A 17468-nucleotide genomic window follows, 5' to 3' on the forward strand; every position below is an offset into this window, starting at 1 on the left:
CCAGCCGGCTGACCTGGCCGGCTGACCTGGCCGGCTGACCTAGCCGGCGGCCACGGTCAGCGGCGCGAAGCGCCGGGTCCAGTCGCCGGGCAGTGCCGGGATCTTGTGCGTCATGACCGCGTTGAAGCCGACGGACGCCAGTCCGCGCGCCTTCAGCCAGCTCAGCAGTTCCTCGTGCCGGACGTCGATGTCGGTCCGCAGAGGACGGTCGGTGTGAGCGGCGAGCGAGGAGACGAGCGCCTTCGCCGTCCGTGTGTCCCGGGCGACCAGGGGGCCGACGACATGGGTGGCCATGTTGGGCCAGGCGGCCGCGTAGCCGACGATCCGGCCGTTCTCCTCGGCCACGCGCAGTTGGTCCGCGAAAGCGGGCAGCCGGGTGATCAGATGGGTGCGATCGACGCCGAACACCTCCTCGTCCAGCCGGAGGATCGGGGCGAGATCCTCCGCCGTCGCAGGACGGGTGAAGGCCCCGGGCGGCGAGCCGTCGGGGGTGAACATGCCGCGGACCATCTCCGCCTGCCCGGTGACCTTGAATCCCAGCTCCTCGTAGAGCGGGCGGCCGTACGCGGTGGCGTGCAGGGTCAGCGGGGTCGGGCCCGCCTCCTCGATGACGTACCGCATCAGACGACGGCCGACACCTTGACGGGCGTGCCGCTCGGCGACCAGCACCATCCCGATCGCGGCCAGTTCGGGATCCTCGTGCGATCCGTATCGCGTCACCACGCAGGCGGCGACGAGACCACCGTCGGGGTCGTCGATCCCGTAGCCGGTTCCCCCGGAGAGCAGCAGGCCCCACTTGTGTTCTTCACGGGGCCAGCCCCGGTCCTCGGACAGGTCGGCGCAGGCGGCGAGGTCGCGGGGCGTCAGACGGCGGATGGGCAGAGCGGCGGGGGAAGGAGTCGGCACGCAGGTCAGGCTGTCCGACAAGGGCCGCTGCCGTCCACCGCTTTCCCGGCGCTTCTACCGGCTTTTGGCCATCGTTCCGGCCCGCAGCGATGTGCGGTCGGCCGTTTCACGTGAAACCACTTTCCGCACATGCGGGGTGCCCCAGTAGCCTCGGCGGCCATGGCGAGACTTCACCTTTTCGACCTCGACGGCACGTTGCTGCACGGCAGCACCGCACCTCTGGAGATCTCCCGGCAACTCGGCCGGGAAGCCGAGAACATCGCGATCGAACGAGCCATCTCCGAAGGGCGCATCGGTCCTCCGGAGTATGCGACGCAGGTGCACGCCCTGTGGACGGATCTCACGGAGGCCCATGTCACGGCGGCCTTCGACGGCGCGCCCTGGTTGTCGGGCATCGAGGACGTCTGGACGGAGATCCGGCGCAACGGCGACTACTGCGCCGTCGTCTCGCTGTCGCCCTCGTTCTTCGTGGAGCGTCTGCTGTCCTGGGGAGCGCACGCGGCGCATGGATCGCGTTTTCCGGCGGTGCCGTTCGTGGAGCCGCTGGACCTGGCGGGCATTCTCAACGCCGCGGCGAAGGTGCGGATCGCCGACCGGCTCTGTGCCGAGTTCGGGGTGAGCCGGGCCGATTGCGTGGCCTATGGCGACTCGGGCTCGGACAAGGATCTCTTCGGCATCGTGCCGGTGTCCGTCGCCGTCAACGCGGACCGGCATCTCCGCGGTCTCGCCACGCATTCCTACACGGGACAGGACCTGCGGGCCGCTTATCAATTGGTGGCGGGCACCAGGTAGTCACGGACGGCAGAGCCGCGTCCGCGCCGCGGGGAGTCAGCCCAGGTCGGGTGCGTGCATGGCCCGTACGCCCTCGATGTTCCCGTCGAGGTAGTGTCGCAGCGACAGGGGCACGAGGTGCACGGAGGCGATTCCGACCCGGGTGAACGGGACCCGGACGATCTCGTATTCGCCCGTGGGCTCGTCCACCTCGGGACCGTGGCGCAGGGACGGGTCCATGGACTCCAGGCGGCAGACAAAGAAGTGCTGGACCTTCACTCCGGTCGCCCCGCCGTCGTCGCCGATGTGCTCGACGGTGTCGACGAAGCAGGGCACCACATCGACGATCTTGGCGCCGAGTTCCTCGTGCACCTCACGATGGAGCGCTTCGACGACAGTCGTGTCCTCCGGTTCGACCCCGCCACCCGGTGTGAGCCAGTAGGGGTCGACGCCGGGCTTGGTGCGCTTGATCAAGATCAGGTCGTCACCGTCGAGCAGGACGGCACGTGCGGTGCGCTTGACCACGGGTCGGACGGTCATGGGAGAAATGTGGCCCGACTGGTTCCACGTGAAACATCGTGTGGCCGCGATTCCTCGGGAAAGCCCCGAAGGATGCCCCGCGCCGCGGGGAACCGGGTGACGGCCGGTCTTGGGATGCCTGCCGCGGTCCTCGGCGCCGGGCTGCGCAGCGTGCTCGGCGACCGTGCCCGGAGGCCCTCGGTCCCGGGCGGCCTCACGTCCAGTCGGAGGCAGCCCGCAGCAGCCATGCGTGTGCTCGGGCGATGTGCGCCATCGCCAGCGTCCCGGTCCGTACGACAAGGAAGTACGTACGCAGCGGGGGAATGACGGGATCGAGGAGGGGGACGACATCGCCGCGCTCGATGGCGTCGGCGCAGAGGTACCGGGGCAGGACGGCGAGGCCGGCGCCCGCGGAGGCGCAGGCGAGGACCGCCCGGAGATCCGGGACGATCACCGTGCCGGACGCGGCAGGGCGGCAGTCGAAGACGGAGGCCCAGTAGCCGGCGACGAGCGGCAGCGATTCGTGGACCTCGACGATGGGGACGTCCTCCAAGGCGTGCGCGCCCTTGCGGCGGAGTCTGCCCGCACGGATCCTGGCGGCCCAGCGCGGAGCGGCGACCAGGACATGCTCTTCGTCGCAGAGCGGAGTCGCGGTGAGGAGCGCACCCCGTGGCTGGGCCGTCGTGATGGCCAGATCATGATGTCCGGCGGCGAGCCCCTCCATCGTCTCCTCGGCGTTGCCGAAGGAGGCGCGCAGCGCGAAGCCCTGGCCCTCGCCGCCGGGCATTTCCATGAGCGCGGGCAACGCGCGTTCGGCGGTGAACTCGGACGGTCCCGCGAGATGCAGGGTGCGAAGGGACGAGTCGTCGTCGAGACCGGTCTCCGCGATCTCCACGAGGGCGTCGAGATGGGGCGCCGCCTTGTGGGCGAGTTCGTCGCCCATGGTCGTGGGCGTCACCCCTCGTGCCTGGCGCAGGAACAGGGGCCGCCCCAACTGGCGTTCCAGTGTGCGGATCTGCGAGGTGACGGCGGGCTGGGAGAGGCCGAGCAGGGCGGCGGCACGCGTGAAGGAACCGGCTCGGTGCACCGTCACGAACGTGCGCAGCAAGGCCAGGTCCATGGTGCCCCTCCCCTCTCAGCACCCCCGCGCGAGCCTCAACTATAAATAAGTCGATAGGTCGCTGTCGCTACCGTGATTGGACACTGACACAGAGTCAACTAGCCTTGTTCGCGCGGTTCTTCGCGCGCAGAACCGGAGCGGTCCGAGCCACGAGGGGGGAGGCTCGGACCGTTCGCCGTACCCGGTGGGGCGCCGGTCCCGAGGCGGTGGAGTCCTACGCGGCGGACGTCTCCAGGGCCCGCAGAATGTCCGCCACCAGGTCCTCGGGGTCCTCGGCGCCGACGGAGAGACGGATGAAGCCCTCCGGCACGGCGTCGCCGCCCCAGCGGCCGCGCCGCTCGGCCGTGGACCGCACCCCGCCGAAGCTGGTGGCGTCGTCGACCAGACGCAGTGCGTCGAGGAAGCGCTCCGCGCGCTCACGCGAGGGCAGGGTGAAGGAGACGACGCAGCCGAAGCGGCGCATCTGCTGCGACGCGATCTTGTACGAGGGGTCGTCGGGCAGCCCCGGGTAGCGCAGCCCCGTCACCTCGGGGCGGTCCCGCAGGACCTCGGCGACCGTCCTCGCGGTGGCGGTCTGCCGGTCGGCCCTCAGCTGGAGCGTGGCGAGCGAGCGGTGCGCCAGCCAGGCCTCCATGGGCCCGGGGATGGCGCCGACCACCTTGCGCCAGCGTCGGACAGGAGCCATCAGCGCGGCGTCCCTGCCAGTGACATACCCGAGGAGGATGTCGCCGTGCCCCGTGAGCATCTTGGTGCCGCTGGCCACCGAGAAGTCCGCCCCCAGCTCCAGCGGGCGCTGTCCGAGCGGCGTGGCCAGTGTGTTGTCGACGGCGACGAGGGTGCCCTGCGCGTGCGCGGCGGCCACGAGGCGCCGCAGGTCGCAGACGTCCAGACCCGGGTTGGACGGCGTCTCGATCCACAGCAGCTTCGCGCCCTCCAGCACCTCCAGCTGGGCGTCGCCCGCGGTCGGGGCGGTGCGCACCTCGACACCGAACGCGGTCAGCTGCTCGCGCACCAGCGGCAGCACCTGATAGCCGTCCTCGGGCAGCACGACGATGTCGCCGGCCCGCAGCTGGGAGAAGAGCACCGCGGAGATGGCGGCCATGCCGGAGGGGAAGGAGAGCGTCTCGACGGACTCCTGTCCGGGGGCCTCCAGTTCGCCGATGGCGCGCTCCAGGAGCGTCCAGGTCGGGTTCTCGTCGCGGCCGTAGGTGTAGGGGCCGGTGGGCTCACCGGGGAGATGGAAGTGCGCGGCGAAGACCGGGCCGGGGAGGGTCGGCTCGTACTTGAGCGGCTCGGGCAGTCCGGCGCGCACCGCTCGCGTGCCGTCGCCCGGCGTCGCGGGCCCGCTGCTCCCGCTCTGCGCGGGGCCGCTGCCCCTGTCGTCCGCCGTGCCGAATTCCCCTGACGTCATGCCGCTCGTCCTTCCACGTGCTCGCGTACCGCGGCGAGCAGTCCAGGGCTCGCCGCCTCCACCATCTCAAGACATTCCTCGAAGCCGTCCAGGTGTCCGTAGTACGGATCGGGGACGTCGAGGTCGTCGCCGGCGGCGGGGTCGTACGAACGCAGCAGCCGGACCTTCCCGGCGTCCTCGGGACGGGCCGCGAGGCGGCGCAGGGCGTCGAGGTGGCCCGTGTCGAGGGCGATGACGAGATCGAGCCGGGAGAACCACGAGGCCTGGAACCGGCGGGCCGCGTGATCGCTCTCGTAGCCGTTCGCCTCCAGCACGGCGACGGTGCGCTCGTCGGCCCCGTCGCCCTCGTGCCAGCCGCCCGTGCCCGCGCTGTCGACCTCGACGAGGTCACCGAGACCCGCCCGCTCCACATGAGCGCGGAAGACGGACTCGGCCATCGGCGAGCGGCAGATGTTGCCGGTGCAGACGAAGCAGACGCGGTAGGTCATGAATTCCTCTCGGTCGTTCAGTCGCCGTCGGGCAGCACGATGTTGAGCGCCCAGGAGACGATGGAGATGATCAGGCCGCCCAGCACGGCGGTCCAGAAGCCCTCCACGTGGAAGCTCAGATCGAGTTTGTCGGCGAGCCACGAGGTGAGCAGCAGCATCAAGGCGTTCACCACCAGGGTGATCAGGCCGAGAGTGAGGATGAAGAGCGGGAAGGTCAGCACCTTCACGACCGGCTTGACCAGGAAGTTCACCAGTCCGAAGACCAGTGCGACGAGGATGAGCGTGCCTATCTTCTTGCCCGTGCTGTCGCCCGTGAGGGTGATCTTGTCGAGCAGCCAGACGGCGACGGCCAGGGCCCCCGCGTTGGCGAGCGTCTTGACTACGAAATTCTTCATGTGTCTGATCGTGGCAGAGAGATCGACTGGCCAGAAGAGGCTGCGGAAACAGCCTGAGGTGCACAGGAACGGACGAGGGCGATGAAGGCATTCCGGCTGGACGAACTGGAGGCGGAACGCGCCGCCAACGATGGTGCCTATCTGCAGTTCCTGCGGGAGCGGAACATGTCCGTCGGGCTGTACGCGCTCGACGCGGGAACCCAGGACCCGCAGAAGCCGCACGCCCAGGACGAGGTGTACTTCGTGGTCAGCGGACGGGCGTCGATCACCGTCGGTCTGGAGACCACCCAGGTGGCCCGGGGCAGCGTCGTCTACGTGCCGGCCGGGGTCGCCCACAAGTTCCACCACATCACGGAGGATCTGCGGGTTCTCGTGATGTTCTCTCCCCCCGAGAGTTGATGCCGCGTCTCAGGGTTCCCTAGGGGAACGGTCAGGGGAGGACAAGGGGTGCCAGGGCCCCGCACGGCCTCCTTCCCGGCCTAGCATCGGATGCGAGACATCACAGAACCCGGAATCGGTGTCCCGGCGTCGGGACCGCGGGCGAGGAGAGGTAAGGACAAGGACGATGCAGGAGATCTTCAGCGGTATGCCGTGGTGGGTGAAGTGGGTCGCCGTTCCCGTCATCGCCCTGGTGGTGTTCGGCGGTCTGATAGCGAGCATCGTCGGGTTCTTCATCGGCCTGCTCTTCAAGCTGCTCGTCTTCGTCGCGCTGGTCGGCGGACTGATCTTCATCGTGCGGAAGTTCATGTCGGGCTCCTCGTCCCGCAGCGACTGGTGAGGCGCGAGAGGGTGAGCGAGGGGTAACGAAAAAAGAGGAGAGGGAACCCAAGGTTCCCTCGGCCGGGGGAAGTTTTCCGGTGAGACGGCATCCGGGCGGTGACGGGCCGTTAGAGTCCGGAACTCGCGGGGCCGATCCCGCGGGAAGCGCACAGCCCCCTCCCGTGATTCCCCGCACGGGCGGTCCTCCTCGCTCTTCGGAGTGCCCCTTGGCCACGGTCGACACCGCACCCGCACCATCCGTCGCTCCTCCCTTCCGGCGACCGGGCACGCCCGTGGCCGCACGCGTGCCACCGGTCCAGCCGCGCACCTCGCCGGGGGAGCCACCCCGTTCGCGCACCCCGTCCTCCCCGGCCGGGGAGCCGGCGCCCTCCGGGCCCTCGACGGGGGCGACGCCCGCCCGGCGCACGGCGCCGGCGGAGGGGCTCACCGGGCCCACCAGGCCGTCGGTGACGCGCGGTACGCCGTCACCGGTCGCGCGGACGGCGCGACCCGCCCGCGCCCCTTCCAGGGAGCCCGAGGCCGGTCCCCTGGACTCCCACGCCACCACGCTGATCGGCTCGGTCCAGCGCGCGATGCGTCTGCTGGAGGCCGTGGCCTCGCGCGAGCAGGGCGCCCCCGCCAAACAGCTGGCCCGGGACGCCGGACTGGCGCTGCCGACGGCCTACCACCTGCTGCGCACCCTCGTCCACGAGGGCTATCTGCGCCGGGACAGCGGGCTGTTCTTCCTCGGTGAGGCCACCGAGCGGCTGAGCAGCAGCGGAGCCCGGCAGAAACGTCGCAGCACGGTCAGGGACCTGCTCGCGCACTGGCGGGACGCGATCGGCGCGCCCGTGTACTACGCGGTCTACCGCGAGGGCGAGATCGAGGTCCTGTGCGTCGCCGACTCCCCGGGGAACCCGGCGGTCCACGAGTGGGCCGACTTCCGTGAGACCGGGCACGCGCATGCCGTCGGCCAGTGTCTGCTGGCCCAGCTGGACGACACGTCCCGGCGTGACCACCTCGACCGCTATCCGGTGCGACCGCTCACCCCGTACACGGTGCGTGACAAGGACCGCCTGCTGAGGCGCCTGGAGCGGATGGGCCGGATGGAGCCGGTGATCGAGCGGCAGGAGTACGCGCTGGGCACGGTCTGTGCCGCGATCCCGGTCACCGCGGGCAGTTCCGCCGCGGCCGTGGCCTTCTCCCTGCCGTCCCATCAGGGGGAGCGGCTGATGCCCGCGGCACGCAGGCTGCAGAGCGAGGTGGGCGGGCTGCTAACAACACTCGCCATCTCTATCAGTATCTGAAAAATCACTCCTTGTAATGCGGCATGCACGTTGAGCAAGATTTCCAGCAGTGTCAGGTGAGACCACTCCTGGCCAGTCGACGGCAAACGACGGGGTAGGCGATGCGCGAGTCGGTACAGGCTGAGGTCATGATGAGCTTCCTCGTGTCCGAGGAGCTCTCCTTCCGCATTCCTGTCGAGCTGCGATACGAGACCTGTGATCCGTACGCGGTGCGGTTGACCTTCCACTTGCCCGGCGACGCGCCTGTGACCTGGGCCTTCGGGAGGGAACTGCTGATCGACGGTGTGGGCAGGCCCTGCGGCGACGGGGACGTGCACATCGCTCCGGCCGAGCCGGAGGCGCTCGGCGAGGTGCTGATCCGGCTCCAGGTGGGCGGCGATCACGCGCTGTTCCGGTCCGGGACCGCGCCGCTCGTCGCCTTCCTCGACCGGACGGACCGGCTCGTCCCCCTCGGGCAGGAACGATCTCTGGAGGGCTTCGACACCTCCCTCGACGCCGTGCTCGACCGCATCCTGACGGAGGAGCAGAGCGCGGGCTGACGCCCCGGCGGCCGGGAGCGGAGGAACGCTTCCTCACAAGGGCCGTCCGTGCAGGATGGTTTCGGCTTCCGGGGGCGGGTCAGCGCTTGCGGCGATGTCCCTTCCCGCTCCGGGCCGGAGCCCCGGCGGCCGCGGGCTGGGCGGGGACGGCGGCGCCGTCCGACCGGTCCGCGGCGACCACGAGGGCGGCCAGCGCGGTCGTCACCGGCACCGCGGCGACCAGGCCGATCGATCCGACCAGCGTGCGCACGATCTCCTCGGCGACCAGTTCGCTGTTGGCGACCGTGTCCACGCTGCTCTGCGCGATCGAGAAGAGCAGCAGCAGCGGCAGCGCGGCACCCGCGTAGGCCAGGACGAGTGTGTTGACGACCGACGCGATGTGGTCGCGGCCGATACGGATGCCCGCGCGGTACAGGCCGCGCCGGCCCATCGTGGGGTTCGCCTCGTGCAGCTCCCAGACCGCGGACGTCTGGGTGACCGTCACGTCGTCCAGGACGCCGAGCGAACCGATGATGACGCCGGCCAGCAGCAGACCGCTCATGTCGATGGACGGGTACAGACCGTGGATCAGCCCGGTGCTGTCGTCGGTGTTGCCGGTCAGGAAGGCCCAGTCGATGAAGACCGAGCCGAGCAGGCCGATCAGGATCAGCGAGAGCAGGGTGCCGACCACCGCCACGGACGTGCGGGCCGACAGACCATGGCACATGTACAGGGCGATCAGCATGATCGCGCTGGACCCGACCACGGCCACGAGCAGCGGGTTCGAGCCCTCCAGGATCGCGGGCAGGATGAAGAAGTTGAGGATCAGGAAGCTGATGGCCAGGGCCACCAGTGCCATGACGCCGCGCATGCGGCCGATCACCACGACGACGACGGCGAAGATCACGGACAGCAGCGCCAGGGGCAGTTTCCGGTTGGCGTCGGTCACCGAGTACTGCAGGTCCTTGGGGGCGGAGGGCTCGTAGGCGACGACGACCTTCTCGCTCTGGTGCAACTGCCGTGACTGGTCCGGCTGAACGATCTCGGTGAAGGTGCGGCCCTTGTCCTTGCCGCTGTCGATCCGGACCGTGGCCTTCTTGCACTCCCCCGCCGTCCGCTGCTGGGAGGAGGAGCCCCCGGCGGCGGAGCCGTCGGCCGTCGCGGAGCCGGAAGAGGCGTTGACGGACTTGCAGTCCACCTGGTCGATTCTCGTGACCGTCGCCTGCTGGGTCTGCCGGTCGAAGCCGACGCCGGTGCGCTCGTGGGCGGGCGCACTGCCGGGCCACAGCACCACGAGGCCCACCGCGACCGCGGCCGCGAAGGGGATCAGCACCGCGGCGATGACCTTGCGCAGATGCTTGGAGACCGGCGCGGCCGGACCGTGGCTGTGAGAGTGTCCGTGCCCGCCGCCCACGGGCTCGGTGCGCCCGCGCCGGGTACCGGGCGCGCGCTCCTCGTCGAGGCCGTGAGGGTCGGTGTCCCGCCCGTGTCCGTGCTCATGGCCGTGGCTGTGGTCCTGGCCGGAGCCGTGCCCGCGGCCGCCGTCGGAGCCGGGGCGCCGGGGCGGCTCGGACGGGGGGAACGGGTGCTGGCGGGTCGTCGTCACCGCCCGATCATCGCAAGAACGTCAAGGGCCCTCTGTTCACCGCGCCAAACATGGCGCTAGCGTGGAGGCACCTTTGCACACGCGGGAGCTCGGAGCACCGGGCTGAGAGGGCGCTGACCTCCGTCTTCGCGATGTTTCACATGAAACATCGGCGATCGGAAGCCGCTGCGTCGACCGCTGAACCTGTTACCGGGTAATGCCGGCGTAGGGAGTAGGTCTCATGACCGACAAGGATGTACGCACGCCTGCCTCCGATCGGACGGACGGGGTTTCCCCGCCGTCCCCGGCCGGCCCGAACGGCCGGGACGGGCAGTCCATCGGCTGGCACAAGGCGTATGTCGGGGGTACACGCCCCGATCTTCGGGTGCCCGTCCGCCAGGTGCACCTCACCAACGGGCAGTCCGTGACGCTGTACGACACCTCCGGTCCGTACACCGATCCGACCATCGACACCGATGTGCGCAGGGGACTGGCCCCGCTGCGGGAGAGCTGGATCATCGCCCGCGGAGACACCGAGGAGTACGCGGGCCGTCCCGTCCGGCCCGAGGACGACGGGATCAAGCACACGTCCCCGCGCGGGGGGCTGCGCAACCTCGACGCGGTCTTCCCCGGCCGGCCGCGCCAGCCGCGCCGCGGGCGCCCGGGGCAGCCGGTCACCCAGCTCGCCTATGCGCGCCGCGGGGAGATCACGCCCGAGATGGAGTTCGTGGCGGTCCGCGAGAACGTGGACCCCGAGGTCGTACGGGAGGAGATCGCGGCGGGCCGGGCGGTGCTGCCCGTGAATGTCAATCATCCGGAGATCGAGCCGATGATCATCGGCAAGCGGTTCCTGGTGAAGGTCAACGCCAACATCGGCAATTCCGCGGTGACTTCCTCCATCGAGGAGGAGGTGGAGAAGATGACCTGGGCGACCCGCTGGGGCGCCGACACGGTCATGGACCTGTCCACCGGTCGCAACATCCACACCACGCGGGAATGGGTGCTGCGCAACTCCCCCGTCCCCATCGGCACCGTGCCGCTCTATCAGGCGCTGGAGAAGGTCGACGGCCGTGCCGAGGAGCTGACCTGGGAGATCTACAAGGACACCGTCATCGAGCAGGCCGAGCAGGGCGTGGACTACATGACGGTCCACGCGGGCGTGCGCCTGGCGTACGTGCCGCTCACCGCGAACCGCAAGACGGGCATCGTCTCGCGCGGCGGCTCGATCATGGCCGCCTGGTGCCTCGCGCACCACAAGGAGTCGTTCCTCTACGAGAACTTCGAGGAGCTCTGCGAGATCCTCGCCGCGTACGACGTCACCTACTCGCTCGGCGACGGGCTGCGGCCGGGGTCCATCGCGGACGCCAACGACGCCGCCCAGTTCGCGGAGTTGAGGACGCTCGGGGAACTCAACAAGGTCGCGAAGCGTTTTCAGGTACAGACGATGATCGAGGGCCCGGGACATGTCCCGATGCACAAGATCAAGGAGAACATCGACCTTCAGCAGGAGATCTGTGATGAAGCTCCGTTCTATACCCTCGGCCCGCTGACGACGGACGTCGCGCCGGCCTACGACCACATCACCTCCGGCATCGGTGCCGCGATGATCGCCTGGTGGGGCACGGCGATGCTCTGCTACGTCACGCCCAAGGAGCATCTGGGCCTGCCCGATCGTGACGACGTCAAGACCGGCGTCATCACCTACAAGATCGCCGCCCACGCGGCCGACCTCGCCAAGGGGCACCCGGGTGCGCAGGAATGGGACGACGCGCTCTCGGACGCCCGCTTCGAGTTCCGGTGGGAGGACCAGTTCAACCTGGCTCTCGACCCGGACACGGCAAGGGAGTTCCACGACCGGACGCTGCCGGCCGAGCCCGCCAAGACGGCCCACTTCTGCTCCATGTGCGGGCCGAAGTTCTGCTCGATGAAGATCAGCCAGAACATCAACGAGCGGTTCGGCGGTGACGTGGCCGAGGGCGCCTCGGCCGAGGAGGTCGCGGCGGGCATGCTGCAGAAGTCGCGGGAGTTCGCCGAGGCGGGCAACCGCGTGTATCTGCCGCTGGCCGACTGACCCACCGCACGAGGGCGCGGTCCGGGACGGGTACCCGGACCGCCGTCCCTCGGCAGGCTCACGACGTGACGTCCTCGGGGTACCAGCGCAGCTCGACGGTGTTTCCGTCCGGGTCCTGCACGTAGACCGAGGTGGCGTTGCCGCGCGCGCCGTAGCGCTGCACGGGTCCCTCGAGCACGGTGAAGGTACCCGCCGCGATGACCGGGTCCCAGTCCAGCGGTTCCACGGTGAGGCAGAAGTGGTCGACGTTGGAGCCTTCGGGCGCGTGGGCGACCAGGTCGACGATGGTCTCCCCGGTGATCCGCACCGACGGGAACGGGGCCTCGCCGCGTCGCCACGCGTCGACGCGTACGGGCTCCAGTCCGAGCAGGCCGATGTAGAAGTCCAGGGACCGTTCGACGTCCTCGACGTTGAGGACCAGGTGGTCGAAGGCCTTCACACGCAGGGTGGTCATGTCGTCTCCAGGGCGACGGCGTGGCGGGCCACGCGCTGACAGGTCGGGTCGATCGTCGGCACGGACGGGCCCGGCTCCTGTGCCCGGGCCTCCCGTGGACGCCTTCCACGATCCGCCGTGCGGAGCACGGCATCAAGGCAAGATCTCTGTACGACCGTTGAGCCAGATTTAACGCCGGGGGATACATGCTGGAACGACTGGAGACCGAGACCATTCTGACGCTGGCCGAGGAGCTGCACTTCGGCCGGACCGCCGCACGGCTGGGGATCACGACCGGGCGGGTCAGTCAGGTGATCAAGGCGGTCGAGCGCAGAGTCGGCGGACTGCTCTTCGAGCGCACCAGCCGTTCGGTCCGGCTCACCCCGATCGGGCGGCAGCTGGCGGAGGATCTGGCGCCCCTGGCCGTCGCGATGGAAGCGGCCCTGCGCAGGGCGGCCGACGCGGGCCGGGGGATCACCGGAGAGCTGCGGGCCGCCTTCCTCGGCGAGTCGACCGCACCCGCCCTGCTCCGGGCGGTCTCCCTGTTCGGCGAGCGGCACCCCGACTGCCGGGTCGAGGTGCGGGAGGTCCAGCTGTCCAACTCCCGGGCGAGTCTGCTGGACGGCTCGATCGACATACTGCTCGCCTCCTTCCCCTTCGACGGCATGGCCACCGGACCCGCCCTGATGCGGGAGGGACGGGTCCTGGCCGTCCCCGCGGGGCATCCGCTGGCCCGTGAGGAACGGTTGTCCCTCGAGGTGCTCGCGGAACACCCCGTCGTGCAGTACCCGCAGGCGACCTCGGCCGGCTTCAAACGGGACCGCACACCGGAGCACACCCCCTCGGGCCGGCCCGTTCCCAAGGGCCCGGCCGGAGAGTCGTTCTCCGAGATGCTGACGCTGGTCGCGATGGGCCGGGGTGTCCTCCCGGTGGGGGAGCACTCGCGGCAGTACTACCCCCGGCCCGACGTCGCCTACGTACGCCTTCACGACGCGCCCCCCATCGAGCGGGGACTGGTGTGGAGAGAGGGCAACACCACCGAGCGGCTGCGCGCGTTCGTCCGGGCCGCGACCGACTCGGCCGGCTCCGGCTCCGTCCCCGGGCGGGCGCACCGGTCGGATCCATCGACGGCTTCTGCGGGGAGACTGGGCACATGACACCGACATCGATGAGCAAGGGCGCCAACCTTCCCGTCGCCGCGCGACAGGTGCGGGTCGTCCTCGGCTGGTCCGCGGGCCCCGGTGCGCCGGACGCCGACGCCTCGGCCCTGCTGCTGCGCGAGGACGGACGGGTGCGTGACGACAGTGACTTCGTCTTCTACAACCAGCCCCGGCACGCCTCCGGCGCCGTGCGCCACGCGGGCAAGCGGAAGGAGGGCGACGGCACGACGGACACGCTCGAGGTGGATCTGCAGGCTCTGGAGCCCGAGATCCAGCGGGTCGTTCTCGGCGCCTCCGCCGACGGGGGGCCCTTCGGCCGGCTGTCGGACCTGAGACTGCGGCTCTTCGACGCCGGTACGGGCCAGGAGCTGGCGTTCTTCGACATGGAGGCGACGACCGAGACGGCCTTCATCGGGGGCGAGCTGTATCTGCGCAGCGGTCAGTGGAAGTTCCGGGCGGTGGGCCAGGGGTATGCCTCCGGTCTCGCGGGCCTGGCCACCGATTTCGGGATCAGCGTCGACGAGGAGCCCGGTGCGGCTGCTTCCGGTGGCGCGGGCGCGACGGGCGTCACCGGGGGAGCCGTCCCGCCCGCTCCGGCGTCGTCGCCGAATCCGTTCCCGCAGGCCGCGTCCGCCCCGCCGGTCCCTCCGTCGGCTCCCGCACCGCAGGCCGCGCCCATGCCCCCGGCACCCCCGTCGGCACCCGTGCCCCCGCCCGGGCCTCCGGCACCGGCGGCTCCCCCGGCCGGCGGCGCGGCCCCCCGGCTCGTCAAGGGGGAGGAGCAACTGCCCGTGGACATGCGCAAGCGGCTCTCGCTGCGCAAGGAGCAGGTGGCGGTCAGTCTCCGCAAGCACGGGGCCGTGGGGGTCAGGGCCCGCGTGATCCTGGTCCTGGACGCCTCCGGGTCGATGTCGTTCCTGTACTCCAAGGGCGTCGTGGCCGATGTGGTGGAGCGGATGGCCGCGGTGGCGGCCCAGCTGGACGACGACGGCGAGATGCAGGCGTGGACCTTCGCGTCGAATCCGGCCCGGCTGCCGGACCTTGCCCTCGGGGAGCTGCCGGAGTGGCTGGAGCGTCATGTCCGGGTCGGTGAACTGACCCTGTTCCGGCGGAAGAAGCCGAAGAAGGGCCTGTTGCCGGGGCAGGTGGACATGCGGGCGGTCGGCATCCAGAACGAGGAGCAGAAGGTGATCGCCGAGGTCCGGGCGTTCGTCCGGGAGAACCCGGCCGCCGATCCCACGCTGGTGCTCTTCTTCTCCGACGGCGGCGTCTACCGCAACAAGGAGATCGAGACGGAACTGCGGGAGGCGGTGGAGGAGCCGGTTTTCTGGCAGTTCGTGGGTCTGGGACGCTCCAACTACGGCGTTCTGGAGCGGTTCGACACCCTCCCGGGCCGCCGCGTCGACAACGTGGGCTTCTTCGCGGTCGACGACATCGGCAACGTACCGGATCCGGAGCTCTACGACCGGCTGCTGTCCGAGTTCCCGTCCTGGATGAAGGAGGCGCGGCGGCTGGGCATCATCTGAGGACGCCCGGGCGGTTGCCCGGGATCGATGGGCAGCCCGCAGCCCGCGGTGAGCGGACCGTCCAGATACAGCCGGCGAGCCGTCCGGACGCTGCGGACGATCCGGGGTGGCGCACGGCGCACGAGGGGCACCAGGGAGCGGCGGCGGCCGCACGAGGCCGCGCCGGAGGCGGTGTGCGGGCCCGCGCACGCGCGGGCCCCCTTCCGCCGTGAAACCCGGCCGTCGGCCGGCCGGGTCACTCCGGCTGGTGTTCAGGTCCTCCGAAGTCCGGGCTCGTGAAATCCGGGCTGGAGAAGCTCGGACGCGGGCCCGCGGTTCCGTCCTCGGGGCTGCTGAACCCCGGCCGGCCGTACCCCAGGTGGGGTATGCGGCTGGGGGCCGGGGCGGGGCGGTCCAGGGCCGCCGAGCCCGGGTCCGCGAGGGCGTCCCGGAGGAACGGCAGGATGCCGCGTTCCAGGAGGGCGTCGTGCCAGGCCTCCTTGGCCCGGGCGACCTGTTCGGACAGCTCGTCCCCCGCTCCGGCCCGCAGGGACGAGGAGCCGTTGCGCAGGGCGGTCAGCAGCAGTCCGGCCGCGGCGACCAGGATGGCGGCCGCCGTGACCGCGCCGAAGACCCATCCGGTGGTCAGCAGCGTTCCGGCGATCGCCGGCTCGGGGTCGAGCACCCTCAGGACGTAGCCGACGAGCAAGAAGATCGCCGCGGCCGTCCCGGCGAGGACGGGGGCGAGGACCGCGACGACCGCGACCGCGCCGGCGCCCGCGGTCTCGGTGACCTCCCCCACGGTGGCGGCGAGGCCCATCACGGGCGTGCCCGGCTCCTGGGGGCCGGTTTCCTCGCCGACGGACGGGGCGGGCCGCACGGGGCGGCGCATGTCGCTGCGGACCTTCACATAGTGCGCGTACTCGTCCGACGCGGCCGTCGTGATGAGGGCCGTGGCGTTGAGCGCCATGGTGCGCAGTTGTTCGAGGTTGAGCCGCCGGCCGACGGCGGCGAGTTCCGGGCGGTGTGGTGCGGAGCGCAGCGCCTCATCGAGGATCCGCTCGTATTCCTGGCGGTCCTCGCTCAGCAGGTGCTGCGGAACGCTGTTCATCTGCATCCCCCGATGCTCCGTAGGGCTGATGGCTCGCACGCTGACGAGCCGTTGGGCAGAAACGGAGGGGAGCCTGCTACGGATAAGGCGATGGTAGAGCGGCGACGGCACGCCGTGACAGGGGGTTTCCAGAAATTGGCCCCCCGTCCGCCGTGCCGGGCCCGCCGGGCGCCTGTCCGGCGAACGCTCAGATATCCAGGGGAAGTTGCTGGACCAGCAGCTTTCCGGCCATGGTCACTCCGCCGTCCATCGCGATGGCCAGTCCGTCGGCGTAGACGTGCGGTCCTTCGATCACGGGACCGGCTCCGGCCTCGCCGTCCTCCGGGACCGTCTCGCCCAGGAGGTAGGGGATGGGGCTGTGGCCGTGGACGATGCGGGTGCCGCCGTAGGTGTCGAGCAGTTCGTGGACCGCCCCGGCTCCGTCGTCGCGGAAGGCGAAGCGACGGGTGAACTTGCGAAAGAGGTCCCAGCAGTCCTCGGCGTCGTTGCGGGTGAGGGTCTCGCGGACGGTGTCGTTGACCGCTTCGATGGAGTCGCCGTAGTCGAGGTAGGCGGTGGTGTCGGAGTGCACCAGAAGGTGTCCGTCGACCAGTTCCATGGCGTCGAGGCGGGCCATCCACTGCAGGTGGTGGTCCTGGAGGCGGTCCATGTCCGTCTTCTGGCCGCCGTTGAGCAGCCAGGCGGCCTGGAAGGTCGCGGTGCCGGCGCCGGAGCTGACGGGTGTGTCGCCGAACCGCTTGGCGCCGAGCAGCAGCAGCTCGTGGTTGCCCATGAGGGCCTTGCAGTAGCCGCCGGCGGCGGCGGCCTCGGCGGAGAGCCGCATCACGAGGTCGATGACGCCGATGCCGTCCGGGCCGCGATCGGTGAAGTCGCCGAGGAACCACAGGCGCGCGGTGCCGGCCGACCAGTTGCCGGCCGCGTCGACCAGGCCCTTGTCCTGGAGCGCGGCGAGGAGCTGGTCGAGATAGCCGTGCACGTCCCCGACGACGTACAGCGGGCCGGGTCCTCCGTCGCCGGGTGCGGGCGCGGGGGCCCCCGAGGGGGCGACGGCGACCTGCTGGGTGTCGCCGCGGTTGATGACGGGCAGGTCGCGCTGGGTGGGCGTGTACCCCTCGGAGAACTCACCCGGGAACTCGGACGGGGGCGGGGGCTCGCTGGACATGTACGGGTTGGACTCCCCCGGCGCGTAGCGCCCGCTCTCCCCGACCGGTCCGGCGCTCTCGCCCTGAGGCGTGTTCTGCGCATACGGACCGGTCTCGTGGACGTACCCGGGTACCCGGAAGTCGCGCAACGTCGCCGTCCGCACCACCTCGGGTCCCTGACCGGCCCCCTGAGTCATCGACCCCTCCACCACCATCGCGCCGCATCTGCACCGGTTCGGACTGCCTGGTCGCAGCGGCCCGCGGTGT

Annotated in this window: 18 protein-coding genes; 8 read left to right on the plus strand and 10 right to left on the minus strand. The window is 70.6% G+C overall.

Features of this window, described 5'->3' with window-relative positions:
- Window positions 1-39 precede the first annotated feature (39 nt).
- The gene (locus IO36_RS01540; RefSeq protein ID WP_037615382.1) at window positions 40-906 is read right to left on the minus strand and encodes a GNAT family N-acetyltransferase; all 867 of its coding nucleotides are present in this window, start codon (window positions 904-906) and stop codon (window positions 40-42) included.
- Between the two features lie 159 nt (window positions 907-1065).
- Here IO36_RS01540 and IO36_RS01545 point away from each other — a divergent pair, with 159 nt between their 5' ends.
- Window positions 1066-1698, plus strand: coding sequence for an HAD family hydrolase (locus tag IO36_RS01545; RefSeq protein WP_037615028.1), 633 nt, complete (start codon window positions 1066-1068; stop codon window positions 1696-1698).
- Window positions 1699-1734: 36 nt separating this feature from the next.
- Here the strand turns inward: IO36_RS01545 and IO36_RS01550 are convergent, their stop codons facing one another.
- The 5 genes from IO36_RS01550 to IO36_RS01570 all read right to left on the minus strand — a co-directional run bounded on the left by IO36_RS01550 (window position 1735) and on the right by IO36_RS01570 (window position 5610).
- Window positions 1735-2217, minus strand: coding sequence for an NUDIX domain-containing protein (locus IO36_RS01550; protein WP_037615030.1), 483 nt, complete (start codon window positions 2215-2217; stop codon window positions 1735-1737).
- Window positions 2218-2410: 193 nt separating this feature from the next.
- A complete protein-coding gene (locus tag IO36_RS01555) occupies window positions 2411-3316 on the minus strand; it encodes a LysR family transcriptional regulator (protein WP_037615032.1) in 906 nt (301 codons plus the stop codon).
- Window positions 3317-3530: 214 nt separating this feature from the next.
- The gene (locus IO36_RS01560; RefSeq protein ID WP_037615035.1) at window positions 3531-4727 is read right to left on the minus strand and encodes a cystathionine gamma-lyase; all 1197 of its coding nucleotides are present in this window, start codon (window positions 4725-4727) and stop codon (window positions 3531-3533) included.
- Window positions 4724-5215 carry a low molecular weight protein-tyrosine-phosphatase gene (locus tag IO36_RS01565; RefSeq protein ID WP_037615037.1) on the minus strand — a complete coding sequence of 164 codons (492 nt, stop codon included), beginning with the start codon at window positions 5213-5215 and terminating at the stop codon, window positions 4724-4726. Before IO36_RS01565 ends, IO36_RS01560 begins: the two co-directional genes overlap by 4 nt.
- Window positions 5216-5232: 17 nt before the next feature.
- The gene (locus IO36_RS01570) at window positions 5233-5610 is read right to left on the minus strand and encodes a phage holin family protein (protein ID WP_037615040.1); all 378 of its coding nucleotides are present in this window, start codon (window positions 5608-5610) and stop codon (window positions 5233-5235) included.
- An 81-nt stretch (window positions 5611-5691) separates the two neighbouring features.
- On the opposite strand from IO36_RS01570, the gene IO36_RS01575 reads away from it, so the two are divergent.
- From IO36_RS01575 to IO36_RS01590, 4 genes are all read left to right on the plus strand, one after another.
- Complete coding sequence (locus tag IO36_RS01575; RefSeq protein ID WP_037615041.1) at window positions 5692-6009, plus strand: cupin domain-containing protein; 318 nt, start codon at window positions 5692-5694, stop codon at window positions 6007-6009.
- A 166-nt stretch (window positions 6010-6175) separates the two neighbouring features.
- The gene (locus tag IO36_RS01580; RefSeq protein ID WP_037615043.1) at window positions 6176-6388 is read left to right on the plus strand and encodes a DUF5326 family protein; all 213 of its coding nucleotides are present in this window, start codon (window positions 6176-6178) and stop codon (window positions 6386-6388) included.
- Between the two features lie 574 nt (window positions 6389-6962).
- A complete protein-coding gene (locus IO36_RS01585) occupies window positions 6963-7676 on the plus strand; it encodes an IclR family transcriptional regulator (protein WP_037615390.1) in 714 nt (237 codons plus the stop codon).
- A 101-nt stretch (window positions 7677-7777) separates the two neighbouring features.
- Complete coding sequence (locus tag IO36_RS01590) at window positions 7778-8215, plus strand: SsgA family sporulation/cell division regulator (protein WP_037615045.1); 438 nt, start codon at window positions 7778-7780, stop codon at window positions 8213-8215.
- A gap of 79 nt (window positions 8216-8294) precedes the next feature.
- On the opposite strand, the gene IO36_RS01595 is transcribed toward IO36_RS01590, so the two are convergent.
- On the minus strand, window positions 8295-9800 hold the full coding sequence (locus IO36_RS01595) for a YibE/F family protein (RefSeq protein ID WP_037615047.1): 1506 nt from the start codon (window positions 9798-9800) through the stop codon (window positions 8295-8297).
- A 220-nt stretch (window positions 9801-10020) separates the two neighbouring features.
- Between IO36_RS01595 and thiC the strand changes: the two genes are divergently transcribed.
- The gene (gene thiC / locus IO36_RS01600; RefSeq protein WP_037615049.1) at window positions 10021-11850 is read left to right on the plus strand and encodes a phosphomethylpyrimidine synthase ThiC; all 1830 of its coding nucleotides are present in this window, start codon (window positions 10021-10023) and stop codon (window positions 11848-11850) included.
- Window positions 11851-11908: 58 nt separating this feature from the next.
- On the opposite strand, the gene IO36_RS01605 is transcribed toward thiC, so the two are convergent.
- Window positions 11909-12304, minus strand: a complete 396-nt coding sequence (locus IO36_RS01605) for a VOC family protein (RefSeq protein ID WP_037615051.1) — start codon at window positions 12302-12304, stop codon at window positions 11909-11911.
- A gap of 185 nt (window positions 12305-12489) precedes the next feature.
- On the opposite strand from IO36_RS01605, the gene IO36_RS01610 reads away from it, so the two are divergent.
- Window positions 12490-13440 (plus strand): LysR family transcriptional regulator, encoded by a 951-nt coding sequence (locus IO36_RS01610; protein ID WP_051899886.1) that lies wholly within the window; start codon window positions 12490-12492, stop codon window positions 13438-13440.
- A complete protein-coding gene (locus IO36_RS01615) occupies window positions 13437-14969 on the plus strand; it encodes a VWA domain-containing protein (protein ID WP_037615053.1) in 1533 nt (510 codons plus the stop codon). Before IO36_RS01610 ends, IO36_RS01615 begins: the two co-directional genes overlap by 4 nt.
- A 235-nt stretch (window positions 14970-15204) precedes the next feature.
- Here the strand turns inward: IO36_RS01615 and IO36_RS01620 are convergent, their stop codons facing one another.
- Together IO36_RS01620 and IO36_RS01625 are read right to left on the minus strand one after the other, a co-directional pair.
- Window positions 15205-16065, minus strand: coding sequence for a membrane protein (locus IO36_RS01620; RefSeq protein ID WP_037615055.1), 861 nt, complete (start codon window positions 16063-16065; stop codon window positions 15205-15207).
- Between the two features lie 181 nt (window positions 16066-16246).
- A complete protein-coding gene (locus IO36_RS01625; RefSeq protein ID WP_037615057.1) occupies window positions 16247-17398 on the minus strand; it encodes a metallophosphoesterase in 1152 nt (383 codons plus the stop codon).
- Window positions 17399-17468 lie beyond the last annotated feature (70 nt).

It is taken from the genome of Streptomyces aureus (assembly GCF_000725495.1).
GTDB classification, from domain to species: domain Bacteria; phylum Actinomycetota; class Actinomycetes; order Streptomycetales; family Streptomycetaceae; genus Streptomyces; species Streptomyces aureus_B.